25 protein-coding genes and 2 other annotated features are annotated in these 24,634 nt (G+C 36.5%); of the genes, 5 read left to right on the top strand and 20 right to left on the bottom strand.

Going from position 1 to position 24,634, the window contains the following annotated elements:
- Positions 1-194: 194 nt before the first annotated feature.
- The 3 genes from JZO69_RS12320 (at position 195) to JZO69_RS12330 (ending at position 2,523) form a co-directional block, all read left to right on the top strand.
- On the top strand, positions 195-1,145 hold the full coding sequence (locus JZO69_RS12320; RefSeq protein ID WP_207113166.1) for an ETX/MTX2 family pore-forming toxin: 951 nt from the start codon (positions 195-197) through the stop codon (positions 1,143-1,145).
- A 92-nt stretch (positions 1,146-1,237) separates the two neighbouring features.
- Positions 1,238-1,831 (top strand): hypothetical protein, encoded by a 594-nt coding sequence (locus JZO69_RS12325; protein WP_207113167.1) that lies wholly within the window; start codon positions 1,238-1,240, stop codon positions 1,829-1,831.
- An 89-nt stretch (positions 1,832-1,920) separates the two neighbouring features.
- On the top strand, positions 1,921-2,523 hold the full coding sequence (locus tag JZO69_RS12330; protein ID WP_207113168.1) for a hypothetical protein: 603 nt from the start codon (positions 1,921-1,923) through the stop codon (positions 2,521-2,523).
- Positions 2,524-2,673: 150 nt separating this feature from the next.
- On the opposite strand, the gene JZO69_RS12335 is transcribed toward JZO69_RS12330, so the two are convergent.
- From JZO69_RS12335 to JZO69_RS12390, 12 genes are all read right to left on the bottom strand, one after another.
- Positions 2,674-3,297 carry a DUF1054 domain-containing protein gene (locus JZO69_RS12335; RefSeq protein ID WP_207113169.1) on the bottom strand — a complete coding sequence of 208 codons (624 nt, stop codon included), beginning with the start codon at positions 3,295-3,297 and terminating at the stop codon, positions 2,674-2,676.
- A gap of 20 nt (positions 3,298-3,317) precedes the next feature.
- A complete protein-coding gene (locus JZO69_RS12340) occupies positions 3,318-3,899 on the bottom strand; it encodes a GNAT family N-acetyltransferase (RefSeq protein WP_207113170.1) in 582 nt (193 codons plus the stop codon).
- Between the two features lie 67 nt (positions 3,900-3,966).
- A complete protein-coding gene (trpA, locus tag JZO69_RS12345) occupies positions 3,967-4,734 on the bottom strand; it encodes a tryptophan synthase subunit alpha (RefSeq protein WP_207113171.1) in 768 nt (255 codons plus the stop codon).
- Complete coding sequence (gene trpB, locus JZO69_RS12350; protein ID WP_242586805.1) at positions 4,731-5,924, bottom strand: tryptophan synthase subunit beta; 1,194 nt, start codon at positions 5,922-5,924, stop codon at positions 4,731-4,733. Before trpB ends, trpA begins: the two co-directional genes overlap by 4 nt.
- A gap of 366 nt (positions 5,925-6,290) precedes the next feature.
- A complete protein-coding gene (locus tag JZO69_RS12355; protein ID WP_207113172.1) occupies positions 6,291-6,881 on the bottom strand; it encodes a phosphoribosylanthranilate isomerase in 591 nt (196 codons plus the stop codon).
- Complete coding sequence (gene trpC / locus JZO69_RS12360) at positions 6,878-7,636, bottom strand: indole-3-glycerol phosphate synthase TrpC (RefSeq protein WP_207113173.1); 759 nt, start codon at positions 7,634-7,636, stop codon at positions 6,878-6,880. The genes JZO69_RS12355 and trpC overlap by 4 nt, the downstream gene beginning before the upstream one ends.
- Positions 7,637-8,650, bottom strand: a complete 1,014-nt coding sequence (trpD, locus tag JZO69_RS12365; protein WP_207113174.1) for an anthranilate phosphoribosyltransferase — start codon at positions 8,648-8,650, stop codon at positions 7,637-7,639. It abuts the gene before it with no gap.
- A 1-nt stretch (position 8,651) separates the two neighbouring features.
- A complete protein-coding gene (locus JZO69_RS12370) occupies positions 8,652-9,227 on the bottom strand; it encodes an anthranilate synthase component II (protein ID WP_207113175.1) in 576 nt (191 codons plus the stop codon).
- Complete coding sequence (gene trpE, locus JZO69_RS12375; RefSeq protein WP_207113176.1) at positions 9,224-10,588, bottom strand: anthranilate synthase component I; 1,365 nt, start codon at positions 10,586-10,588, stop codon at positions 9,224-9,226. The genes JZO69_RS12370 and trpE overlap by 4 nt, the downstream gene beginning before the upstream one ends.
- Before the next feature lie 15 nt (positions 10,589-10,603).
- Positions 10,604-10,990, bottom strand: a complete 387-nt coding sequence (locus tag JZO69_RS12380) for a hypothetical protein (protein ID WP_207113177.1) — start codon at positions 10,988-10,990, stop codon at positions 10,604-10,606.
- Positions 10,991-11,288: 298 nt separating this feature from the next.
- Positions 11,289-11,515: a binding site (T-box leader), on the bottom strand.
- Between the two features lie 70 nt (positions 11,516-11,585).
- Positions 11,586-12,821 carry a peptidase T gene (gene pepT / locus JZO69_RS12385; RefSeq protein WP_207113178.1) on the bottom strand — a complete coding sequence of 412 codons (1,236 nt, stop codon included), beginning with the start codon at positions 12,819-12,821 and terminating at the stop codon, positions 11,586-11,588.
- A 43-nt stretch (positions 12,822-12,864) separates the two neighbouring features.
- A complete protein-coding gene (locus tag JZO69_RS12390; RefSeq protein ID WP_207113179.1) occupies positions 12,865-14,511 on the bottom strand; it encodes a peptide ABC transporter substrate-binding protein in 1,647 nt (548 codons plus the stop codon).
- A 175-nt stretch (positions 14,512-14,686) separates the two neighbouring features.
- Positions 14,687-14,923, bottom strand: a binding site (T-box leader).
- 297 nt (positions 14,924-15,220) lie between these two features.
- Here JZO69_RS12390 and JZO69_RS12395 point away from each other — a divergent pair.
- Entirely contained in the window at positions 15,221-16,471 is a 1,251-nt protein-coding gene (locus JZO69_RS12395) for a MucBP domain-containing protein (protein WP_207113180.1), read from the top strand.
- An 83-nt stretch (positions 16,472-16,554) separates the two neighbouring features.
- Here JZO69_RS12395 and fitD read toward each other — a convergent pair whose 3' ends face one another.
- The 4 genes from fitD to fitA form a co-directional block, all read right to left on the bottom strand.
- Positions 16,555-17,520, bottom strand: coding sequence for an iron chelate ABC transporter substrate-binding protein FitD (gene fitD / locus JZO69_RS12400; RefSeq protein ID WP_207113181.1), 966 nt, complete (start codon positions 17,518-17,520; stop codon positions 16,555-16,557).
- Between the two features lie 103 nt (positions 17,521-17,623).
- Entirely contained in the window at positions 17,624-18,382 is a 759-nt protein-coding gene (gene fitC / locus JZO69_RS12405; RefSeq protein ID WP_207113182.1) for an iron chelate ABC transporter ATP-binding protein FitD, read from the bottom strand.
- Positions 18,379-19,347 (bottom strand): iron chelate uptake ABC transporter family permease subunit FitB, encoded by a 969-nt coding sequence (fitB, locus tag JZO69_RS12410; protein WP_207113183.1) that lies wholly within the window; start codon positions 19,345-19,347, stop codon positions 18,379-18,381. The genes fitC and fitB overlap by 4 nt, the downstream gene beginning before the upstream one ends.
- A complete protein-coding gene (fitA, locus tag JZO69_RS12415) occupies positions 19,344-20,291 on the bottom strand; it encodes an iron chelate ABC transporter permease FitA (protein WP_207113184.1) in 948 nt (315 codons plus the stop codon). Before fitA ends, fitB begins: the two co-directional genes overlap by 4 nt.
- Before the next feature lie 311 nt (positions 20,292-20,602).
- Here fitA and JZO69_RS12420 point away from each other — a divergent pair, with 311 nt between their 5' ends.
- Positions 20,603-21,052, top strand: coding sequence for a YueI family protein (locus JZO69_RS12420; RefSeq protein WP_207113185.1), 450 nt, complete (start codon positions 20,603-20,605; stop codon positions 21,050-21,052).
- A gap of 111 nt (positions 21,053-21,163) precedes the next feature.
- Here JZO69_RS12420 and lepB read toward each other — a convergent pair whose 3' ends face one another.
- From lepB to JZO69_RS12440, 4 genes are all read right to left on the bottom strand, one after another.
- Positions 21,164-21,928, bottom strand: coding sequence for a signal peptidase I (lepB, locus tag JZO69_RS12425; protein ID WP_347401594.1), 765 nt, complete (start codon positions 21,926-21,928; stop codon positions 21,164-21,166).
- Positions 21,929-21,946: 18 nt separating this feature from the next.
- Positions 21,947-22,609 carry a hypothetical protein gene (locus JZO69_RS12430; protein WP_207113186.1) on the bottom strand — a complete coding sequence of 221 codons (663 nt, stop codon included), beginning with the start codon at positions 22,607-22,609 and terminating at the stop codon, positions 21,947-21,949.
- Positions 22,610-22,621: 12 nt separating this feature from the next.
- On the bottom strand, positions 22,622-23,689 hold the full coding sequence (locus tag JZO69_RS12435) for a WxLIP family cell surface protein (RefSeq protein WP_207113187.1): 1,068 nt from the start codon (positions 23,687-23,689) through the stop codon (positions 22,622-22,624).
- Positions 23,690-23,808: 119 nt separating this feature from the next.
- Positions 23,809-24,627: a WxL domain-containing protein gene (locus JZO69_RS12440; protein ID WP_207113188.1), complete on the bottom strand. Its 819-nt coding sequence runs from the start codon at positions 24,625-24,627 to the stop codon at positions 23,809-23,811.
- Between the last annotated feature and the right edge of the window lie 7 nt (positions 24,628-24,634).

A 24,634-nucleotide genomic window follows, 5' to 3' on the forward strand; every position in this document is an offset into this window, starting at 1 on the left:
GTGGGAGCAGAAGCAATCACTTCTTCCCCAACCTCTTAAAAACAAAATATCAAAAAGATAAATTAGCTTATTCTAGACAGAGCTTTTTAAATATATATCTTATCAGGAGGTGTTAACAAGAAAAATATCATCAATTATATTAAGGCTCTATTTTTAGGTCAAACATTATTTCAACTTTTAGAGGAGGAAAAAGCATGAAACTGAAACGTATTTTGTTTGCGGCTACTTTTTTCGTATTTAGCTCAATGTGTACTTCTAGTTTATCAATTGCTCATGCAGAGCAATTAAGTGATGATACTGTTCATAGTTCACCTGAATTCAACCAGACATTAAAAGAACATCTTGGAAAATTTGGTTGGCAATTAGGTTTATTTTATGGCAAAAATGGTACGTTGCCTTCGGGGGCAATCCCATTGTTTGATTACAAATTACCTGGTATAGATGTTTCCACCCCCAAAGTAAGCGCCAACATTTTGAACCGTAGCGAACTAGAGTCTTTACATGCTGGAGAAGCGACTTTTACTAACAATAGTGATGAGAAACAAGATTATCAGTCACAGGAATTTCAAAAAACTTTTGAAACTTCTGTCACTACGACAACAACTCATACAGCAGGTTTCGGCTTCGAAGCTTCTGGTAAAATAGGAATTCCTATCGTTGCGGAGGGAGGTATCAAACTTTCTGCTAAATATGATTTTTCTACAAGCCGTTCTCAAATAGAAAAATCAGCAGATGTTTATACAATGAAGTCACAAAAAGTCTCAGTACCGCCTAAAAGAAAGTACCTCATTCAAGCTAAACTTTTTGTAGGAAAAGCCACCGGTCAGTTGAATTTAGCCAGCACTGTAACTGGAGAGGTATTCTATGCAAAAGAATTACAAGGGGATAAACTATACGCTCAATCCGTAGGGAAGACCATATCTGATTATCAAAAAAATATAAACGATCTCCCTTCCCAATACTTCTTAAAATATTGGCAATACAAACCTGAACTAGGCGATGCAGCAAATGCTAGACTAGGGCTTGCAGATTTCACAGCTCAGTACGGAAGTCATATGGAGGTAGAAACATATGATGTAACAGATGGTGATCCGGTATTCATTAAATCTGAAAAAGCAGAATTTGCAAAAGTTTCAAACTCATAAGAGAGCATTGGAATTTTAAGACAGTTTATTCACACAGAAATATTTTTAACGTGCTTTTCGACTATATCATTTGGAAATGGAGTGAATAATTAATGAAAAAATATATACTGGGAATCCTAGTCGGACTTACAGGGCTTATAGGACTCATCTTTCCTTCGGTTTCTTTAGCCGCAGATTCTCCACCACTCACAATTACTGGGGAACGTGTAAAGTTTAATACGCCTTATTATTTAAAAGATCGTAACGAAAATTATGGCGGTGCTACTTTCCAAGTACATGCAAGCTATGATTATGTACTTTTCACTAACGATAAAACATCATTAGGAACACCCATTATTTTTGAGGCACAAGATATGAGAGACGGCGATATTAACATTGATGATCTTGTAACAGTTAAATCAGCAAATGCTAATTGGCCTGGTTGGAATTACTGGAAGTGTACGGGAGATGCTAACGTTTATCTATCTAATAAAGCTTCTTACGAGCATAAATTATATAGTGATTCTTACTCACGAACAACAGGGATTGGGCTAATGTGGGATTCAAACGCTAAAGTTGGAATATATTGGTCTGAGTATTATATAAATACCGGGAGCACACCTTGGATGAAGATAAAGGTAAACCAAAACGGAAAAAACAATATACAAGAAAGGTCAACCCCTTTCGTCCTAATCAAAGCAAATTAATTGTCAGCACCCCAACTAAATAATAGTTTATTAGTTGCGATTCCCTGATAAATAAGCAATAAAACAAAAGAGGTAAGGAGAAAATGCAAATGAAAAAGTATTTAATAAGCTTTGTAGTAAGTTCTATCGCCCTGCTATGTATGCCAAGTATTTCATTAGCTGCTGACAGTCATCCAATGACAATAACTGGGGAACAGGTAAAATATAATACCCCCTACTATTTAAAAGATGCTAATGAAAACTATGGTGGTGTAAGCTTTTGGCCCTATGCAAGTTATGATTATGTCTTTTTTCATAAAGATAAATATGTAAATGGTACAAAAATCGTCTTTGAAGCTAAGGATATGAGAGACGGCGTGATTAGGCTAGGCGATTTAGTAGGAATTAAAATGCTTAATGCTAATTGGCCTGGTTGGCATTACTGGACGCCCAGTAATGGCTCACTTTCTAATAAGGGTATTTATTTGAACAATAAAACATGGGTCCAACATGAACTGTATAGTGATTCAAATACACACTCCTTAGGCATCGGAATAACATATAATTGGGATCATACAAAAGTATTTAGTCAGTATTTTATTGACAGTTCTTCTTGGATGTATGGAGATGTTCATGTAGCTGCCGATGGTGGTCCAGACATGTCCAATATAGCCAACAGAAATACGCCTTTTAAAGTGATTGAAGCAAAATAATTAGAAATCTATAGTCCACCAGCAAAAACTACAGTATTAAAAATAACATAGTTTTACAAGTGAATTCTAGTTTCTAAAATAGAATAGAGTGAGGCAATCGTCATTTTTATATGACCATTGCCTCACTCTTATTAATCCAACTAGCTTAACTTACTCTGCCTCTTGCAGCTCAATCGCCAACTGATACAACGGTAATAACTCTTCATATGTTTTCAACATGTACTCACGCGCTTTTTCTGGGTCGTTCAACAAATCATCTGTCTTTTTAATGATTCGGCCAATTTGGAATTCACCTTTTTTTACATCACGAAAACGAGTAAGATGTTTTTCCAAATCCGCTTCATTCAATCGTTCAATTTCGGGTTGTGTATGATCGATCGATAAATAAAAATCATCATCTAATTGCTGAAATAATGATGGATTTTCTAAAAAGGCTTGTGCGATTTCCTTTTCATTTTTAGGATTGTCGATTAGTGATAGCCACATAAAAAGATAATCTGGCCAAATACCTAGTTGAAAATGTGCTTCCATTTTATAACCGCGTTTTTTCTGGCTTAATGCTGACCAAGTATTTTCTGGAGGATAAACTGTTCTACGGCGATGTTGAGCAATATGAACAAAAAAATCTTTTTCTAGTGTTTCACCTAATCTTTCAGCAAAATAATCATCTAACTCTTGAAATTTTGGCTGGATCGTTGAACGAATAGCTGCCATTCTTGGGTCTAAACCTTCTATTGTAAAAACATCAAAATCTTTTTCAGTAAACATTAACATGTTATCATTTCTCCTCTGAGCTATTCTATTATTTCGTCGCGCAGTTGCTGCCATTCTTCTAAAGTAATACCACGCATGATATCTGTCACGACTTTTCCTTTCCACATTCGTGCATTTGGAACTTTTCCTTCTATTTTCATGCCGATTTTTTCCATTACACGTCCTGATTGTGGGTTATCAATATCATGTATTGCAAAAATCCGCATCAACTGCAGCTCTTCAAATCCTAGTCGAAGTAGTTCAGTAGCCGCTTCAGGTACATAACCAACTCCCCAAAAATCCTTATTTAACGCATAACCGATTTCTGCTATATTGTGTTGGTTTTCTACACGTAAATCAACCGTTCCAATCAACTTCCCTGTGGCTTTCAACTCGATTCCGTATTTTCCAAGAGGCGCAAATAGGAAATAGTTGGCAATATTTTCTTTGGTATCTTTAACAGTTTGATGGATTGGAAATACATACCTGCATGTTGTTTCGTCAGATGCATACTCGTACATATCTTCTACATCATTTAACGTTACAGGGCGTAGTTTTAAACGCTCCGTTTCTAAGTGTTGATTCTCCGCAAAAACCAAATTCCGATTAATGATAAGTTCCATAACGTCACCTACTTTTCATACTACTTTACAGAAATAACGGCCCAGTGGCAAGAGGAAAAATGAAAAACTAATTTCGTACTGCTTCTTCAATAAAGGCTTTGACTTCGATTTGCTTCCCTTCACTAAGCAGTTGAACGATCTTACTACCTACAATTACTCCAGCACAACTTTTTCTAAAACGATCGATATGCTCTTTAGTAGATACACCAAATCCTGCTAAAACTGGTTTATCACTAACTTGTTGAATACAAGCTAAATGGTCATCTAATGTTTCTTGATAATTCCGATCTACTCCGGTTACACCATTCACAGCTACGGCATAAATAAATCCATCACCTGCTTTGATCAATTCTGGGATTCGTTCTTTCGGTGTAGTTAATGCCACTAAGGGAATCAACGATAGCTCACTATCTATCAATAATGAAGCAACGAGTTCTTGATGTTCATAAGGTAAATCCGGAATAATCAAACCTAAAACATTTGTTTCAGCTAAATCTTGCACGAATGCTTCTATACCATAATTAAAAATCGGATTGAAGTATGTCATGATCACTAACGGCGTTGGCGTTTTGATTCGTTTCAGCTGTTGGATTATGTTTCGTAAGGTTACTTTATTTTTCAATGCTCTTAATCCTGCAGCTTGGATCACAGGACCGTCTGCAACTGGATCTGAAAATGGAATGCCTAATTCGATTGCACTTGCGCCTGCATCCGTTAATAGTTGAATTTCATTTTCTAGTTGGTCTAGCCCTTGCGCCCCTGCCATGATATAGGGGACAAAAATCGTTTCATTCGCTTGCTGTTTTGCCTTCAACTGTCTTGTTAATGATTTCATTGATTTGCCTCCTCTTCAAATAACTCTTTAATTTGCTGGACATCTTTATCCCCCCGACCTGAAAGACAAACGATAATTTGCTTATCTGGTCCAAACGCTTTCGCTATCTTTATAGCATGGCTCACCGCGTGTGCACTTTCCAATGCTGGAATGATCCCTTCTGTTTGACATAAAATCTTGAAGGCAGCGAGTGCTTCTTGATCAGTCACTGATTCATAACTAGCTCGCTGTGTCTCATTTAAATGACAATGTTCAGGACCCAGACCAGGGTAATCTAAACCAGCCGAAATAGAAAAAGCTTCTAAAATTTGTCCGTCATCATCTTGAAGCAACTTCATCATTGCACCATGAAGGACACCCGTTTTCCCTTTATTGATCGATGCAGCATGTGACTCCGTATCCAATCCTAATCCTGCTGCCTCAACGCCGATCAAAGCGACATCATCATTGATAAATGGATAAAAAATCCCCATTGCATTACTGCCTCCGCCCACACAAGCAACGATTGCATCAGGCAATTTATTTTCTACTTCTAAAAATTGACGTCTAGCCTCAATTCCAATAATACTTTGATAATCTCGCACGATTTCAGGAAATGGGTGCGGCCCTAAAACTGATCCCATTACGTAATGAGTATCTTCAACATTGGCTACCCAAAAGCGCAGCGCTTCATTGACTGCATCTTTTAATGTTTTACTTCCAGAAGTCACACTTTCAACTTTTGCTCCTAACAATTCCATTCGAAAAACATTCAACGATTGACGAGCCACATCGACTGCCCCCATAAATATCGTGCATTCCATTCCGAATAAAGCCGCCACTGTAGCTGTAGCTACACCATGTTGTCCTGCTCCTGTTTCTGCGACAACTTTTTTCTTGCCCATTTTTTTCGCTAACAAAATTTGTCCAATTGTATTATTGATTTTGTGGGCACTAGTGTGATTTAAATCTTCTCTTTTCAGATAAATTTTAGCACCACCAGCAAAATCTGTTAAACGTTCTGCAAAATACAACGGATTTTCCCGTCCAACATATTGCTTTAAGTAATAATTCAACTCCTTTTGAAATGCTTCATCCATTTTTGATGCTTCATAAACTTCCTCTAATTCTTTAACGGCATACATCAATGTTTCCGGGACGAATTGTCCACCAAAATCTCCGTAAAATCCTTGGTTTGGTTGATTATACATAATTTTCCTCCTTGTAATTAAAGCTGAACGGGCTCGTTTAGGTTCGACAAGAAAATAGGAAAAATTGACTGTGACGCTTTTTGTCACTTTCCATTTTTATCTTTTTCTCGAGAACCTAGCCCGTGAAGCTAGATAACATTAAAGCTGAATGGGCTCGTTTAGGTTCGACAAGAAAATAGGAAAAATTGACTGTGACGCTTTTTGTCACTCTCCATTTTTATCTTTTTCTCGAGAACCTAGCCCGTGAAGCTAGATAATATTAAAGCTGAATGAGCCGCTTAACATCGACGAAAAATAGGAAAACATGAGGGTGGCGCTTTTTGCCACATTCAGGTTTTATCTTTTTCTCAAAAACCTAGCCCATAACTAGGTCGCTTTCTTTAGAAAAGCAACAATCTTTTTTGGATCTTTTACTCCATTTGTTTCAACTCCGCTGGATACATCAACAGCATATGGGTTGAATATTTGTTTGGCTTGTTGGACATTTTCTGGGGTTAGACCACCAGCAATAATGATTTTTTTATTTTTGATAGAGCTTGTATCTAATTGCTGCCAATCGAAGACTTCACCATTGCCTCCGACAAATTGTTTGGGTGGTGCATCGAAGAGTAGAAATTCTGCTGTTGTTTCTTTAATATATTTTTCTTGTTCCACTCCGTTAACTGGAATTGCTCGAATTAGCGGAACAGTGTAATTTTCTGTTGTCAAATTGCCATGGATCTGCACCATATCTAGTCCAACTTGTTGGATGATTGCCTCTACTTCTGACTGAATTGGTGAAACAAAGACACCCACTTTTTTTACTTCTTTTGGTACATTTTTCGTGATTTCTTTGGCTTTTTCAGGGATGATCTGACGTTTACTTTCTGCAAAGACAAAACCAAGATAATCTGCACCATGTGCTACTGCTACGTCTACCTGCTCTTTGGTTTTCAATCCGCAAATTTTCACTTTCATCGCAAGACCTGCAATGCTTTGACTTTGGCTTTCGGATCACTTTCTCGCATTAATCCTTCTCCGACTAAAACTGCTTGATAGTTTTCTTTCACAAGAACGACTTGTTCACTCGTTGAAAAACCGGATTCACTGATGTAGATAGCATCTGTTTTTTGTTTTTCACCCAATATTTGACTCACTCCGATTGAAACATCAAAGGTTTTTAAATTCCGATTATTTACACCAATCAATTGTGCCGATAACGCTTCAGCAACCCGCAGTTCCTCTTTATCATGAACTTCTACTAAAACTTCCAGACCCAATGCCGTTGCTTTTTTATATAGTTCTTCCAATTTTTGTTTAGACAAAGCCGATACGATCAGTAAAATAATCGTTGCTCCAGCATTTCTTGCTCGAATCAATTGTTTTTCATCAATGATAAAATCTTTACATAGCACAGGAATGTTCACTTCTGATGTTACTTGCCTTAAATCTTCGATAGAACCTTTAAAGAAAACTTCATCTGTCAATACAGAAATTGCTGTAACGCCTGCTTGTTCATACGCTTTCGCTTGTTCGATCACATTGACGGATAAATTGATTGCACCTTTAGACGGAGACGCTCGTTTTACTTCTCCGATGATATGCATTTTTTCAGGATGATCTTTGACTTGCTGATAAAATGAGTATGTTTCTCTTAGTGGCTGAACTGTTTCTAGTGGCATTAGGTTCACTTCTTGTTTTTTTTCATTGATAATTTTTTCTAAGAAATCCATTTAAGCAACCTCCTTTTGTACTTGGATCAGCTGTTGTAATTTATCAAAAGCTGCACCGCTCGCCACACAATCTTTCGCTAATACAATTCCATCTTGAACTGTTGCAACTTTCCCATTACTGAAAAATCCTAGCCCTGCATTTAATAAAACTGTATCTAAAAAGGGACTTGCTTGATTTTTCAAAATCGACAACAATATCTCTGTATTTTGTTCAGCATTGCCACCTCGAATAGCTTCTAGAGGTAAACGGGCAAAGCCAACTTCTTCTGGTTCGATCGTGTGCATAGTAATCCGTTTTTTTTCTAACAAAGCAAAATATGTCGTTCCAGCCAAAGTTGCTTCGTCCAAACCACCTGAACCATTGACTACTACCGCTCGCTTTCGTCCTAATTCGCCTAATGTTTTCGCCGTTTCTTTCAGCAAATCTCGCCGATAAGTTCCCATTAGTTGGGAATCCAACAATACAGGATTGGTTAATGGTCCAATCAAATTTAAAATCGTTGGCGTCCCTAATTCTTTCCGAACCTTCATAACATATTTCATATTTGGATGCATCTGAGGTGCAAAAAGAAAGGCTAAACCAACTTCATTAAGCACAGTACTTAATTTTTCTGGTGATAAACTCAAATCTACACCCAAGCATTCAAAAATATCTGCACTGCCTGACTTACTGGAAATACTTCGATTGCCATGCTTAGCAACCGTTACGCCGCCTGCCGCTAAAACAAATGCAGCTGTAGTGCTAATGTTAAAACTACCGGACTGGTCACCACCTGTTCCACAATTGTCCATAACATCTTCTTTTTGACAATCAATCATTACTGCCTTGCGTTGGATCGTTTCAGCAATTCCTGTCATTTCTTCAGCCGTTTCGCCTTTACACTTCAATGCTGTTAAAAAAGCTGCAATCTGGCTATCGGTCAATTCACCTTCAAAGATTTTTTCTGCTATTTGTTGCGCTTCTATACGGGTTAGATGTTCACTCCCAAATACTTTTTCAAATAATTGTTTCATATCATTGTTCCTCCGTTAGTTGAATAAACTGTTGAATCATTTTTGCACCTTCTGGCGTTCCTATTGATTCTGGATGAAATTGAAGACCAAAAATCGGGTATGTTCGATGTTCAATCGCCATGATTTCTTGGTCATCAATAGCTATTGCTGTAACTCTAAATTCTTTTGCTAATGTCTCTTGTGCGATCACCAGTGAGTGATAACGCATAACAGAACTGTTTTCACTCATCTCTTTAAAAAGACCGCTCTCTTTACTCGTTGTAATGATCGATTGCTTGCCATGACGTATTTCTTTAGCTAAAATCACTTGAGCGCCAAATACTTCACCAATCGTTTGATGTCCTAAACAAATGCCCAATAGAGGTTTATTTTCGTAAAATTGTTGGATCACTTCTTTTACATAACCCGTTTCTGCTGGTGTTCCAGGCCCTGGTGAAATAACGATTGCAGCCGCTTGTTCTGCTAATTGAAAAATCTTTTGATCATCATTTCTAACGATCACGACTTCCTGATTCATCCCAATTAGTTGCGCAAGGTTGTGCGTAAATGAATCATAATTATCGATCAATAAAATCATTTCCCCACCTCCAAAAGTGCCTTAGCTTTTTGTAATGTTTCTTCATATTCTTTCATAGGATCAGAATCATAAACGATCCCCGCACCAGCTTGAACATAGGCCTTATTTTTATGAATGACCATTGTCCGAATAGCGATAGCAAAGTCTGCTTGATCATCTTTTGACAAATAGCCAACTGCTCCAGCATAGATATTTCGTTTGACTGATTCGATTTCGTAAATGCGTTGCATCGCTCTGATTTTTGGCGCACCGCTGACTGTTCCTGCTGGTAAGGTAGCTTTTAAAGCATCCATTGCGGTCAATCCTTTTTTCAATCGTCCTGTAACAACTGACACCAGATGCATAACGAAGCGATATTTCTCCACTATCATATAAACGGGGACTTCGACAGAACCAATTTCACTCACTTTACCTACGTCATTTCGCCCTAAATCAATCAACATTAAATGCTCTGCACGTTCTTTTTCATCTGTGAGTAGCTCTTGTTCTAAAATAAAATCTTGTTCCACCGTTCGCCCTCTTTTGCGTGTTCCTGCAATTGGATTTGTTGTTACGATTTGATTTTTGACACTGACTAGACTTTCTGGAGATGATCCAATCACGTATGTTTCACCAAAATCTAGAAAATACAGATAAGTTGATGGATTAGTGACCCTTAATCTACGGTAATAATCGAAAGGTTCTTCTTCAAAATCAGCTGTTAAGCGTTGTGAAGGCACCATTTGGAACATGTCTCCCTGCTTGATATAGTCTTTCACTTTTGTAACTACTTGTTCAAAGCTTTCTTTGGTAAAGTTGCTTTGATAATCCAATTTTTTTAACTGGATCTCCTTTTGTTCTTCTTCGTTTGGTGTTTGTAATTCATTTATTTTCTGCTTGATTGCTTCGTTTAATACTTCTTCACTTCGTTTTGAGTAAGTGTCCGCCTCAACCAAAATGATTTTTTCACCGACATGATCGAAAATCAAATAAGAATCGAATAGATAAAAGTGGATATCAGGAACATTTAATTCATCAAATGGCAGCTTGCCTAAATCTTCATAGCAGGCAATCACATCATAACCGACATAACCTATTGCACCACCTTGGAAAGGAAGTTCTTTTACGAGTTCTTCTCTCTTCAATACCTGTTTTTCGATTTCTTTTAATGGATCTTTTACCGTATTTGTTTGCCCATCTATCGTTAATTGTTTTCCAAAACAAGTGATTTCAGAAATAGCATCCCATGCAATGATTGAATAACGTCCTTTGCTTTTATCTCTAGGAATGCTTTCTAAAAGGCATTTGTTTGTTCCTTGAATTCTTAAAAATGCGGATATCGCTGTTAGATAATCTGCTTGGATTTCTTTGATTAATTGCATGTTAGTTCCTCTTTTCTAATTTTTTTGTTTAAGAGTTTGATAGAATATGTGATTCTCTAGGAATGAAAGTTCTCTCGCTTTGTTTGCCAAGTACTGTTCATCATCTACTCTGGCGAAGCCTATCGGAGTGATTCCTAGTTTGGTTACTTCTCTCACTTTGTTCGCCAAGCACTGTTCATCATCTACTCTGGTGAAGCCTATCGGAGTGATTCCTAGTTCGGTTACTTCTCTCGCTTTGCTCGCCAAGTACTGTTCTTCATCTACTCTGGCGAAGCCAATCGGAGTGATTCCTAGTTCGGTGACTTCTCTCGCTTTGCTCGACAAGTACTGTTCATCATCTACTCTGGCATAGCCAGTCGTAGTGATTCCTAGTTCGGTGACTTCTCTCGCTTTGCTCGACAAGTACTGTTCATCATCTACTCTGGCATAGCCAGTCGTAGTGATTCACAGCAAAAAGCCCTCACAAAACAGACCTCGATCTGTTTTGTGAGGGCGAATAATAGTATCCACGGTACCACCTCAATGAAAAAAATTCTTTATCGTAACCTTGGAATCGCTGTTCACTATTGATCCGTTGGGATTACAGTGCTTGGTGATTTCTAGTAAGGTTACTTCTCTCTCCTTAACACACCTTTTATTGTAAACCACTTTTTTCACGCTTTACAATAAAATAAGCCCTCAAACCACACAAAATCTGTGGTTTGAGGGCGAAAAATTCACGGTGCCACCTCAAGTTTGAAAGAATTCTTTCCTCTTATCAGTCGTCTATCAACGACCTTACTCTATAACGGGAGTTCCCGAAAATGCCTACTGAGATTCAACATTTCGCTCGAAAGTCCATTCACAACCCATCCCTTGCTGATTCGCAGTCCCATCAGCTCTCTGAAAAGTTCCAGTGTTGTTACTCCTCTTTCTCAAAGCTTTGCTATTGAGGACAATCATATTAGAAAATTCTAATATTGTCAACTATTTTTTATATAAAAATAGACTTTTTCTCTTAAACTCTTGATTTACTCGTATTTTCTTTAATGATTTCTACGATTGTTTTTGCAGCTAATTCCATTGACTCTAATGTAATAAACTCATATTGTCCATGGAAATTTTCTCCACCTGTAAACAAATTAGGCGTTGGAATCCCCATAAATGAGATTTTCGATCCATCAGTGCCACCTCGGAAAGGTTGGATATCCGGTTTGATCCCTAGATTTTCCATTGCTTTAACAGCAAGTTCTACAGATGTCATATCTTTTTCGATGACCTCTTTCATGTTGTAATACTGCTCTAGAAAGTCAATCCCGATCCGTTCTTTGTCGAATGATTTATTTAATTCACCGACGATATCCGCAAGCTGTTGTTTTCTTTGTTGGAAAAGGTTCTTGTCATGATCCCGAATGATATATGTCAACTCAGCATAGTTTAAACTTCCAAGAAACTTTGTCAGTAAATAAAACCCTTCATGTCCACGTGTTTTTTCTGGAACTTCCGCTTGAGGTAATTGAGCATCTATTCTCTCACCCAATTTGATTGCATTAACCATTGTTCCATAAGCAGTTCCCGGATGGACACTTGTCCCTTCGATCGTGATCACAGCTTGTGCCGCATTAAACGTTTCGTATTCAAAGCAGCCGACTCTTCCACTGTCTATTGTGTAGGCAAAATCCGCTGGAAAATTCGCTGCATCAAACCGATCTGCTCCGCGCCCGATTTCTTCATCTGGTCCAAAAGCAAGCAACACTTTGCCATGAGGAATTTCAGGATGTGCCAACAAATATTCAACTGCATCTAAAATTTCTACAATTCCCGCTTTGTCATCCGCACCTAATAAAGTCGTTCCATCTGTTGTGATCAAGGTTTGACCGATATACTCTTTCAGATTGGGAAATTCTTCAGTGGCCATGATAATTCCCAGATTTTCATTAAGTACAACATCTTGACCATCGTAATTTGGAAAAATGTTGGGCTGAATGTTCTCAGCGTTATAATCGGCTGTATCTAAATGAGCTATAAATCCAATCGTCGGAACATTTTCCTCAGTTGTTGCAGGTAAAACAGCCGTTAAAAAACCATTTTTTTCATTGTAGTAAATATCAGAAAGTCCGATTTCAGCTAATTCTTCTTCTATGATTCGTGCAAAATCCACTTGTCCTTGTGTTGTTGGAACTGTCTGACTAGCTGCATCAGAGCGTGTATTGACTTTGACATAACGGATAAATCGTTCTAATAATTGAGACATTGTGTACCTCCTCAGTTCAAATATGCCACCTACAAAGCGTTTTCTATTCTTCTAAATAAGCCGTTCTTAGATTGAAATAATCACCATACAAGTGATAACTGATTCCTTTGATTTTTGGATTGATCAAGTAGTTAGACGCACTTTGATAAAGAGGCACTTGGCCAGCATCTTGATCCAATAAAATATCTTCGGCTTTTTTATAGTCATCAAACTGTTTATTTGGTGTATTTGCATTAACTGTGCGTGCGTCTGTAATCAATTTATCATAGTCAGCATTTTTGTATGAACCATAGTTATATGCCGATTCTCCAGCGTATAAGTTAAAATAAGAATCCAAATCACTACTACCAGCAATCCAACCTGACAATGAAAGTTCATAATCTTTATCTTTACGTGTTTGTAAGACATTGTTTTTTGGTTGCGCATTGATAGTAATTTCTAGGCCTTTTAAGTTTTCTTGCAATTGACTCTGCACATATTCAGAGATTTTCTTCCCATTATCGTCATCAGAAACTAAAAGGGATAGCTTGATTTTATCACCTAGATCCGCTTTAGCCTTTTCCCATTCAGCTTGGGCCTTTTTCACATCGTATACTGAATGATCACCACTGAATTTTCTGAAATCCTCAGAAGTTTCGGGATTTTTATAGAGCCCACTTGGAATCAAACCGTTCAATGGTTTCGAACCATCGTTTAGCACACTTTTCGTTAATGCATCTTTGTCGATTGCTTGTGCGATTGCTTTTCGTAAATGATGATTATCAGGAGCTGTACCTGTTTTTTTATTGAAATCTAAATAGTAATTGGCTACATCAGAATGCGTTACGTATCCTGCTTCATCGCTATATTGTTGCACATATTGACCACTGATTCGGACTAAATCCAATTCGTTTGATTGATATAAATTGATTCCTGTGTTTTCTTCTTTAATGGTACTGACTTTAACTTCTTCTAATTTCACTCTATCTGCATCGTAATACTCAGGATTTTTCTTTAACGTCCATGTATCTGATGATGCATCCCAATCTGTTAAGATAAACGGACCACTATAAAGTAAATGCTCGCTGTCTGTTGCGTAGTCTTTGCCTTGTTTTTCAACATACGCTTGATTTTGTGGCGCTAACCAGCCAATTGAAGCAACTGTTAAAAATGAGGGCTGCGCTTGCTCTAACGTCACTTCAAACTCTTTGTCGCTTGGCCCAGAAAGTCCTATTTCATCTACTGATTTTTCACCGTTGCGAATTGCTTTACTATTTTTTACATTGTCTAACAAGTATGCATTTGGACCAATTGTTGCAGGTGTTACTAATTTTTTCCATGAATACAGAAAATCTTGTGCAGTGATCGGTTCACCATTACTCCATTTGATACCATCTTTTAATGTAAATTTATAACTTAAACCATCTTCACTAATCTCAACTTTTTCTGCTAGTCCTGGAATTGGCGTACTATCGTCATCAAAGCGATACAAGCCTTCAAACAGATGCTGAACGATTGTAAAGGTGTTTTTATCCATTGTCTGTGTTGTGTCTAATGTTGAAAGTGGTGCTGGTGAACTGATTTCGATTTTTTGACTTGTTGCGATTGCCCCGTCTTCGCTTTTAGTCGTTTCTTTTTTGTCATTGCCTCCGCAGGCTGTTAGCAATAATCCCGTTAATACTGCACTTACGATTAATAATTTTTTCTTCATTTTTGTTTCCCCTTTCAGTATCTGTAATACATTAAGCTACTCCTACCATGTTTGTGTAGATTTTAGAAAAGCTGAATATAGATGTAACTTCTCTCCCTTTAGTCGCCTTGTATTGTTCATCATCTACTCTGACGAAGCCAATCGTAGTGATTCACAACAAAAAACTCTCGTCCTATAAAAGGACGAGAGTTTTAAACTTTCGCGGTACCACCTTCAATTGACTTAAATAATTAAGTCCACTCTTTCAGTACAAACATACTGAGGCGCTATAACAGGCGCACCTGAATTGATCTTAACGTGTTCGAGCAATTTGTTCAAAGGCCATTTTCTTTTCCATATTCACTGTCTCTTCCCACCAAGCGAGACTCTCTTTGAGTTATCTGAAAAATACTTTCCTCGTCTTCACATTTAATTTTAATAGATAATGTATTATATGGATTGTAGCATACAAAAATAGTGAGAGTCAACAATGTTTTTTATCATTTAATTTAACTAGCAAGCTAGTAACGTCTCCCATAACAAATTGAAATCATTCTACATTTTCACCTTTGCATGTAAATATTATCTATCATCGGATTTATAATCTACGACTTTGTTCTCTATTTCTTATAAAATAAACCCTTTTTTTGATAAAACGGCCCTTCTTGTTAATGATATACTTTAATTGGTACCAAAATAATTTGGTGCTATCTTAGGAGGAGAAGAGAAAATGAAAAAAAACAAAAGATTTGCTAGTTTAGCATTGGTTACTTTACTAGCACCCACGTTGTTGAATGCACAATATGTATTCGCTGAAGAAGCACCGTCAGTTCCTTCAGAACAACAAGAAGTAGTTCCAGAAAATGAACAACCTGAAGCTGAAAAAGAAGTTGAAGCTGAAAAACAACCCGAAACAGAAACAGAAGCAAAACCTGAAACACCAGCAGAAGAAACTAAACCTGAAAGCAAACCAGAAAAAGACTCTGAAAAAGAAGTATCTAAACCTGAAGCTGAAAAGGAAGTAAACGAAAAAGAAGAAGCTAAAGAAGAAAAAGCTGTTACTAATGTAACTGTTAATATTAGCCTTATAGATCAGACAACAGGCTCAACCCAAAGTCTTTCTATTACTGGCGAAGTAGGCACAACTCAAAATGTTCAGTTACCTTTAGCAGCAGGACAGTATGAATTTGTTTCCACTTCAGATGGAATGGCAATCCCCATTGCAGATGCTACAGGGCAACTTGGTTTACAGCTAACATTCCCTAACTCTGCCTCAGGCATTCACAGTATTTCTGTTATTGTTAAACAACTTGATGGTATTACTGGTGGAAATGTCTATGTTGTTCATCTTGACGATTTAGGAAACGAATTAACTGATGCTGTAACTATTTTAGGTGGATTTATTGGTGATATCTATACAACTACACCAAAAAATATCCCAGGTTACACGTTAGTAAACACACCGGAGAACCATACTGGTTCATTCATAGAAACTGATCAACGTGTTATTTATAGCTATGATCGTATTCAAACAACGGTTAGCGTCGTTTGTGCTGATGAAAATGGCGTACCATTAGGCGACGTCGTTTCCCAAGCTGGTAAATTTAAGGATACATTTACTATTACGGCTCCTGAATTAGCAGGCTATGAATATTTAGGTCTTTCTCAAGCAACTTATTCAAATGCGTCTTCAACTCTTGATGGGACATTTGGCTTAGAAGATCAACATTTTGTTGCTACCTATAGAAAAATAATTACTGTCCCTGGTACTCCAGAAGCTCCAACAGCAAACATTCAAAAAGCAACGATTCCAAATCTTTTACAAACTCCTGTGAAAACAGATCTTTCTAAAAAAGTAAATAAAAATCTACCTGAAACAGGTGAAACAGAAATTAACGCTACAATGACTTCTATTGGTTTAGTAATAGTTGCAGCTGTTTATTTCACTAAGAAAAAAAGAGAAAATGAATTTAGCTTATAATCTACTCATATTACATTAAAAAGCGGTGCATAGGGCAATTTTTGCCCTATGTACCGCTTTTTTCTTCGATGTATGTTCGAAGATTATTTCAATGCTTTTTGTACATCTTCAATCATCAAGTGCGTTGACTCTAATCCACCACCACTTAAGTACCAAACGTCTGGTTGTAATGAGATTACTTTACCGTTTTTACCAGCATTCGTTTGTTTTACTAATTCGTTATTTTCTACATTATCATTTGTATCATCGCCACCGATTGCTTTCGTACGGTCAACAACAAACAAGATATCTGGATTTTTTTCTAAGACATATTCATATGAAACGCTTTGACCATGAGTTGAGGCTTCAATGGCATCATCTGCTTGTTTGAAACCGAATGTATCATGAACGATACCAAAACGAGAACCTTTGCCGTAAGCTGAAAGTTGTCCTTCATTCACTAAAACAACTAAGGCTTTTTCATCACTTGCTTCAGCTTTTTCTTTTACATCTGAAATTTCTTTTTCTAAATCAGCAATTTTAGTCTTAGCTTCATCTTTTTTATCAAAAATTTCTGCTAAAGTTTCGATATTTTTCTTCGTAGAATTCCATGTATCTTTGGCATCTACTGATAAATAAATTGTTGGAGCGATTTTGCTTAATTTGTCTTGGAAATCTTTTTGACGTCCTGAAATAATGATCATATCTGGTTTTAGTTGGTTGATTTTTTCTAAATCAGGCTCTTTGATTCCGCCAGCAGATTCTACTTTTTTGTAGTCAGACAAGTATTTTGGTAAATTCTTTGTTGGCGCACCAACTACTGTATCACCAACACCTAATGCATCGATTGTATCTAATGAGCCATTATCAAACACAACGACTTTTTTAGGGTTTTTCGGTACTTCAATTGAACCGTTTGAATCTTTTACTGTAATTGTTGTTGCTGCATCTGAAGTTGACTCTTTAGATGCAGAACCATCTGTAGCTTTTTTTCCGTTGTTTCCACACGCACCTAAAGTTAGTAATGCGATCATTGATACGGTTGCAACTGCTAAAAATTTCTTTTTCATTTTGTTTCCTCCAGTTTAATTAAGGTTTTTAAATTTTTCTACCATGGGTTTAAATGTTTATTTTGCTAATTTGCTCAAGAGCTGAACAACGCTCTCAGCTTTTCTAGTTAAAATACATACAAAATCTTTTTCCTTCTATTTCACAAATTCGGATGTTCATATCATAAAGCTTATTCAACACTTCTGATTGGATAATGTCGTCTGTACTTCCATGAGTAAATAATCGGCCATCTTTCATTGCTACGATTTCATCAGCATAGCTAGCAGCAAAATTGATATCATGTAATACGATCACTACTGTTTTACCAAATTCATCTACTAAGCGTCGCAATGTCTGCATCATTTGAACTGCAAAATTCATATCTAAGTTATTCAATGGCTCATCCAGCAAAATATAATCTGTATCCTGAGCTAAAACCATAGCAATATATACTCGCTGCAATTGTCCGCCTGACAAAGTATCGATCAATTCATCTGCCAAATCCAACAAACCAAGATTCTTCATTGCTTCTTCGACTTTTTCATGATCTTCTTTTTTCAAACGCCCTTTACTATAAGGGAAACGACCAAAATTCACTAACTCTCTGACTGTGATTTTTAAATTGATGCCATTTGTTTGCTTTAGAATCGATAGTTTTTTTGATAATTCACTTTGTTTCCATGTTTTTACTTCGTTATGATCTAAATAAATCTCACCAGTATCTTTAGGAATCAAGCGACTCATCATTGAAAGCAGCGTACTTTTCCCTGCCCCATTTGGACCGATAAAAGCGGTCAACTTTTGCTCTGTAATTGGCAATTGAACTTCTGAAACAACAATCTTTTCACCATATCTTTTTGATACATTTTTGATTTCGATCATCCGCGCTGCTTCCTTTCACTAATAATTTTACCAACGAAATATAATCCGCCGCTAAATTCGATCACAATACTTAACGTCGTATTCAGCTGAAAAACCTGCTCCACAAGGAACTGTCCTAAAACCAACAAGACAATCGACAACAAGCTTCCACCTAAAAATAACTCACGATGCCTATAAGTGCCCATCAACTGATAACTCATATTCGCTACAATAAATCCAAGAAACGTCACAGGTCCTACTAAAGCTGTCGATAATCCAATCAAGGCGCTGATAACAGTTAATAACACAAACTGAAATCTAGGCACGTTGATCCCTAAACTAGTCGCTTGCTCATTGCCTAAATGTAGCACATCTAAAGCATGACTTTTCACCCACAAGAAACCTGCTAAAAAGGTAATCAAAATACCCGCAATCAATAGATGCTGACTATTCACATTACCAAAGCTTGCAAATAATTTCCCTTGAAGCAGATCATACTCATTCGGGTCCATCACTACTTGTAAAAAAGTACTGATACTATTGAAAAACGTTCCTAAAATAATACCGACCATTAACAATAAAAACAGATCATTACTGCCTTTTTTCAATAAGAACCGCGACAAAACAATACTAGCCGCAACCATCAATAATACATTAAAAAGAAATGTCGGAATGGTCTCATTTCCTAAAAGTTGCTGACCGCCTAAAAAAAAGAACAGCAACGTTTGAATAAAGACATACAATGAATCTAGCCCTAAAATATTTGGGGTAAGAAAATGATTTTGAGTCATTGTTTGAAAACTAATCGTTGAAAATGTTGCAGCGATCCCGACAAATACAAATGCCAGTAGTTTTTTCCCTCTAAGCTCTAAAGCGAAATCCCAGTTCCCGTAGGTTTTATAAGATAAATACAAGGCACAAACACTAATCACTGCAATCAATAATAAAATAATTTTTACTGCTGAGGATTGGAAGAATTTTTTCATGCTGTTTTCCTCCTCATCAATAATGTGATAAAGATGAAACTACCCAATACGCCGACGACAACACTGACGGGGACTTCATAAGGTGCAATCACAACTCGCGCTAAAACATCACACGCCAGTAAAAAGATACTTCCTCCAACTGCTGTGATTGCTAGTGTATTTTTCATATGATCCCCATAACGCATTGATACGATATTAGGAACAATCACGCCCAAGAACGGAATATTTCCAACCATGATCAACACCACCGCACTTGATAACGCTACGATCCCTAAACCAAACAACTGGATACGCTGATAATTCAAGCCCAGATTTGTCGCCATATCTTCCCCCATACCAACTACTGTAAATTGGTAGGCAAACAGATACGTTATGATCAGTAACGGAATCGTTAGATAAAGCAGTTCATAATTGCCTTTCATCACTGTAGAAAAATTCCCCTGCAGCCAAGAAGACATATTTTGAACTAATTGGAATTGATAGGCAAAAAAGGTTGCTACTGAACCAATAATATTACCAAACATCACACCGATCAGCGGAATCATCACTTGATTTTTAGCTGGTAAAAACCGTGTGAGATAAATAAAAATCAATGTTCCACCAAAAGCAAATAAAAATGCGACAAATGACCGAAATAGTAACGGTGCACTAGGAAATAGGATCATCACAACTAAAATCCCTAACCGAGCGCTGTCCATCGTACCTGCCGTACTTGGCGAAACGAATTTATTTTGCGTTAAATGCTGCATGATCAATCCAGAAATACTAATCGTACTTCCAGCAATCACTAAACTAATTGTTCGAGGAATCCTCGTTGTTAACAATACTAATTGTTGCTGTGAATCCCATTGAAATAATTGTGCCAGGGATATATCTTTCACCCCGACAAAAATCGATGATACAATCAAAAGGAGTAAGAGAACAAATAGGCCTATTTTTTTCATATACTCGCTCCATTTTTCTACTTGCTGGAATGAAGTCATTCAATGCTATGATTCAGCTAGTTTACAAGCTAACTTTTTCAACAATTAAACGACTGACTCACTCAAAAGTTAAGTAAACTTATTCAACTTCTAATTGAGAATGATTTTCATTCTTACTTATTAGTCTATGCGAAACTTGAAAGAAAAGCAATACTTTTTTGTCATTTATTCACTCCTAATCCCTTAAAAATCAGCTTTTCCAAGAGTTTTGTATTTCGTTATATGCTATAATTCAAGATAAGACTATAAAACGGAAGTAGGTTAGATAATTAATGGCTCAAGATGACTTACAAAAACATTTAGATAATGCAATGTATGGCACCCCACAGCTCAAACCAGAAGAACAACGTAAATACATGGGAACATTTCGTGAACGATGCTATTTAACGATGACGATTACGCAGATGAAAAATGCTGGGGATAAAGCAAATTTCTTGAAAGAGATGACACTGCATCCTGATGCTACAGTCTTGTTAAACGGAGCGATGGAAATTACTTTACAGTCGGCTTATATTAAATTGATCAACGAACGAAAAGTAAAATTCACAGTGGTCAATGATTTTGTTGAGAACAAACCAGACGCTTTAGGGTTAGTTTTAGCTGCTAAAGAGGCGGTAAATGAAGAAGTTATTGATGTTGAAGAGAAGTATCCGAACCAAACAGCTTCAACTGTTCAAACAGATCAACCTAAAAAAAGTTTTTGGCATAAATTGTTTCATTGAATTAAAACCTTGAACAAATAGAACATTTAGAGGATAAAAATAAAGTCATCTTGAGCGATGGCTTTATTTTTATCCTCTAAGTTTAGTTTCTATTAGCACGGGCTTAGTTATCTAAATACCCAAATCTCCAATTCTATGCACCGGCCATAATCTGGTTGTCACAACACCCACTATTTCTTTTTCGTCGACCACCCCATACGTTCGACTATCGGTAGCGTAAGGTCGATTATCCCCTAAAACTACGTACTTTTCTTTTGGTATACGATCTACTCCAATTAGCTCTCGCAAGTCAAAATCTTCTGTGTATGTTGGTTTTTCTGTATTCAACGTAGCTTTTTCTTTTTCTATAAACGATTCCGGTTTCATTTCATTATTGATCCATAGCTGATCTTCTTTATATCGAAGTGTTTCATTAGGTAAGCCAATAATACGTCGAATTGTGTTGCTCTTACCGTCTGGTGTTCGAATATAAATTAGTTGAAAACGTTTTGGTTTTTTTAATTTATTAACAAAAACTTGCTCATTTTCATCTAAATTGGGTAACATCGCATATCCCTCAACTTTTACGATGGCAAAAATAAAAAAAGAAAATAGCCAAATCACTAGGCTAGCAATTAATGCTGCACCTACAATTTCTAACCCGATTTTTTTGAATTGTTGTTTTCGCCTTTTTTTACTACTTTGTATTTTTTGTTTCTTTCTATATTTTTTTACTTTACTTTTCACAACCGCCTTGTTGTAATTCCGGTATTTTCCCTTTTTAGCTATTACTTTGGAAGTTGTTTTTTTAGTAGAAGATGTTTGTGCTCTTTTTTTCTTATCCAGTCTATCTTTAGCTATTCTCTCTCTCTTACCCTTTTGTTCCAGTATTCTCACTTCCTTTAAACGGTCTACCTAGCGCTTCTCTGCTAAGGCGTTTTCGTTGACTTTAAAGGTATCAAATACTTTTTTCTCATTCTTTTTCACTTTTTCCATATCTGATATTAACTCGTCCATGACTTGTGGATCATTCTCAATTGTGGACAACCGCGAAGAAACATTTATTCCATATTCCTTCATAGACGTATAATAACGATTCAGCAAGTTTTGCCCATTTTCACTGATACGATAGTCAGCCTTGTTTAAAGCAAATGCTGAAAGACGTGGTGCTAAGTTTCTCAAATTATTGATTGCTGCCTCATCATTTTCAGCTTGTAATTTACTTAATTGTCCTTCAACATCTCGTAGATGGAAATAGCCATTTACTAAAGCTTTTTTATCATCCATTCCTAAATTACTTGATTGATAATAAACAGTGTACGCAGACAAACCGCCTCCGAGCAATATAATCAGAAAAAAGAATATAGAAAAAAGTAGTGTGCTTTTACGTTTTCTAGCTAACTCTTTTTTTATTCTAATCAGTTGCTTCTTTTTTTTCTTATTTTTTACTCGGTAGTGGTTGTATTTCTTTAGTTTTTTTCCAAAATAGATATTTCTAATAAGATTGAACAGAAAAAAGAGTAAGGAGAGAATCGCTACTGACAGACTAATAATTGCCAGCCAATCTAAAATAGTCATTTTAATCCCCCTTTATTTTTTCTGCGGTCTTTTTTTTCTCTTCTTTTGTTTCTTTCTAGTAGTAAAATGTATCAAACCAAAAATAGTGATAATTAATAGTAATACGCCACCTACGATCCCAGCAACTAACTTCCAATCTAAACCACGGTTTTGGTCCAATCCAATATCTTCTCGGTTAAATTTCTCAGCTTCTTCTTTTGTGATTTTAAAATTTTCTGTCCATTCCCATTTCTTGCCTTTAGCGGTGGCAAGCACATGAGCTCTATAGTTACCAGGTTTCATTGCTTCACCGCTCATGCTTACTTGATAATTCAATACATTATTTGGGCCAATTTCCATTCCTGGTTTTTTTGACTCATAAAGTACTTCATCTGATTTATCTGTCATGATTTGTGCTTCAATAGTTAGTCCATCAAGATAATCCGATTTTTCATTGCCAATATCAACAGTAACAATGTTACGACCATTTAGCTGACTGGCATATGCTTTTACAAAATGCAATGCAGGTTCTAATTTCTGATTTGTTTCACTTAATAACATGGCAATATTGTACGCATATTCATTTATGACCTTGGTCCCTTTATCTTTTTTCTTTTCACTTTCTTCATCATTAATTTTCTGAAGTTGAATCCCTCCAGCTATGTATCCATCAAATGTAGTATCCGGCATTTCTATATCTAAATTCAGTGCTTGTTCTGATTTCGCTGGAATTACCACTTCTTTAGGTGCTTTTACAACATCCACGAAATCAAATTTCATTGAAGAATCTTTTTCCAATTTTGTAGGACCGTACTCAAGAACTCCATTAGAATTGGTTCGTACCCCGCTTAATACAACACTAACTTTAACTTCCTTTTCCCCTGGATTAATCAATGTAATTGAGACTGTTTGTTTTTGCCCTGGTTGCATCCGCAAGTCAAAATAACCGCTTTCTCCTTGCTGATTCTCAGGGTGATTTGTTTTATAAAGAAAGCCTACTGCGCCCGCTTCTGATTTATCTATATCTGCAAATACTTGCTCAGCTCTTACTACTAATAAGAACATGAAAAGTAAAATTACACCTATTTTATTTTTATTCATTCGTGCGTCCTTCCTTGATTGTTCTAAAAAGTAAAGAATGCACCAATTATTGCATGGTGATAATAATCGGTGCATCCCCTGTTTCATTTAATTGAATTTTAAATTCGTTAAAAGTAAAATTATGGTTTTTCGGTCAATGTCCAAAGAATTTTTGCTTCATATGCTTCTTTTGTTTTCACAGTTCTACCGGGAACCATCAAAGAAACAGATCCGTTTTCAATTTTACCGTCTTGATTTGCTACACCTGTTGAATCTTCACTTGTTCCATTTTGTGTTCTGTCAAAATAATCTTTTGTATTACCAAAGGCAACTGTATAAGTACCAAAACCGCCTTTTACATCTTTAGATTCTAAAATATCAACTGATGCACCATCTTCTCCTAAAACAAATCCGTTAGCTACAGCTGTAAGTTCTGGCCATGGGCTAACTGTTTTATTCGTTTCAGATTCAATGAATGGATTAGTGAAAGTGATCGTAGAATTTTCTAATACATTTTCAGACGTAACACCTTTAAATTGTTGAGCCATTTTTGCAGATAATGTCCATTTTGTAGGATTATCAATGCGTTTATTAGTTAATTGCAAGTAATTACCAACTTTTTCAATCACTGTTTTATCATCTTTAGTATATGAAACTTGTGTTTGTTCTGCAAAATAGTCTGCATCAGTTAAAACCGCATTTTGTTGTTTGAAGTCTAAATCTGAAACACCATCAATTTTTAAGGCACCTTCTGCCTCATTAGGCACATATGGCGGTTTAACAATAACATCTGGTTTTTCCGGATGTTTATCATCATTTTTCCCCTTATCTTCCACATACTCGATTTTGCCCTTACTTGTTACATTTGTTGCATCATCTGCATAAGCTCCTGCTGGTAACAATGCTGATGTCCCTAGTACTGCTAATAACGCAGCTGTGCACAATGTTCTTTTTTTCATATTGAAT

It is taken from the genome of Candidatus Enterococcus ikei (assembly GCF_017316105.1).
GTDB classification, from domain to species: Bacteria; Bacillota; Bacilli; order Lactobacillales; family Enterococcaceae; genus Enterococcus_L; species Enterococcus_L ikei.

Bases quoted from the DNA above. Each gene is read 5' to 3' on its own strand.
- trpC (WP_207113173.1), bottom strand. From the start codon at position 7,636: ATGGATTTCTTAGAAAAAATTATCAATGAAAAAAAACAAGAAGTGAAC.
- pepT (WP_207113178.1), bottom strand. From the start codon at position 12,821: ATGTCTCAATTATTAGAACGATTTATCCGTTATGTCAAAGTCAATACA.
- JZO69_RS12370 (WP_207113175.1), bottom strand. From the start codon at position 9,227: ATGATTTTATTGATCGATAATTATGATTCATTTACGCACAACCTTGCG.
- fitB (WP_207113183.1), bottom strand. From the start codon at position 19,347: ATGAAAAAATTCTTCCAATCCTCAGCAGTAAAAATTATTTTATTATTG.
- JZO69_RS12440 (WP_207113188.1), bottom strand. From the start codon at position 24,627: ATGAAAAAAAGAACATTGTGCACAGCTGCGTTATTAGCAGTACTAGGG.
- JZO69_RS12355 (WP_207113172.1), bottom strand. From the start codon at position 6,881: ATGAAAGTGAAAATTTGCGGATTGAAAACCAAAGAGCAGGTAGACGTA.
- fitA (WP_207113184.1), bottom strand. From the start codon at position 20,291: ATGAAAAAAATAGGCCTATTTGTTCTCTTACTCCTTTTGATTGTATCA.
- JZO69_RS12325 (WP_207113167.1), top strand. From the start codon at position 1,238: ATGAAAAAATATATACTGGGAATCCTAGTCGGACTTACAGGGCTTATA.
- trpD (WP_207113174.1), bottom strand. From the start codon at position 8,650: ATGAAACAATTATTTGAAAAAGTATTTGGGAGTGAACATCTAACCCGT.
- JZO69_RS12435 (WP_207113187.1), bottom strand. From the start codon at position 23,689: ATGAATAAAAATAAAATAGGTGTAATTTTACTTTTCATGTTCTTATTA.
- trpA (WP_207113171.1), bottom strand. From the start codon at position 4,734: ATGAAATCATTAACAAGACAGTTGAAGGCAAAACAGCAAGCGAATGAA.
- JZO69_RS12335 (WP_207113169.1), bottom strand. From the start codon at position 3,297: ATGTTAATGTTTACTGAAAAAGATTTTGATGTTTTTACAATAGAAGGT.
- trpE (WP_207113176.1), bottom strand. From the start codon at position 10,588: ATGCAATTAATCAAAGAAATCCAAGCAGATTATCTAACAGCGATATCC.
- JZO69_RS12340 (WP_207113170.1), bottom strand. From the start codon at position 3,899: ATGGAACTTATCATTAATCGGAATTTGGTTTTTGCGGAGAATCAACAC.
- JZO69_RS12395 (WP_207113180.1), top strand. From the start codon at position 15,221: ATGAAAAAAAACAAAAGATTTGCTAGTTTAGCATTGGTTACTTTACTA.
- JZO69_RS12390 (WP_207113179.1), bottom strand. From the start codon at position 14,511: ATGAAGAAAAAATTATTAATCGTAAGTGCAGTATTAACGGGATTATTG.
- JZO69_RS12320 (WP_207113166.1), top strand. From the start codon at position 195: ATGAAACTGAAACGTATTTTGTTTGCGGCTACTTTTTTCGTATTTAGC.
- JZO69_RS12330 (WP_207113168.1), top strand. From the start codon at position 1,921: ATGAAAAAGTATTTAATAAGCTTTGTAGTAAGTTCTATCGCCCTGCTA.
- fitD (WP_207113181.1), bottom strand. From the start codon at position 17,520: ATGAAAAAGAAATTTTTAGCAGTTGCAACCGTATCAATGATCGCATTA.
- fitC (WP_207113182.1), bottom strand. From the start codon at position 18,382: ATGATCGAAATCAAAAATGTATCAAAAAGATATGGTGAAAAGATTGTT.
- JZO69_RS12420 (WP_207113185.1), top strand. From the start codon at position 20,603: ATGGCTCAAGATGACTTACAAAAACATTTAGATAATGCAATGTATGGC.
- trpB (WP_242586805.1), bottom strand. From the start codon at position 5,924: ATGTATAATCAACCAAACCAAGGATTTTACGGAGATTTTGGTGGACAA.
- JZO69_RS12430 (WP_207113186.1), bottom strand. From the start codon at position 22,609: ATGACTATTTTAGATTGGCTGGCAATTATTAGTCTGTCAGTAGCGATT.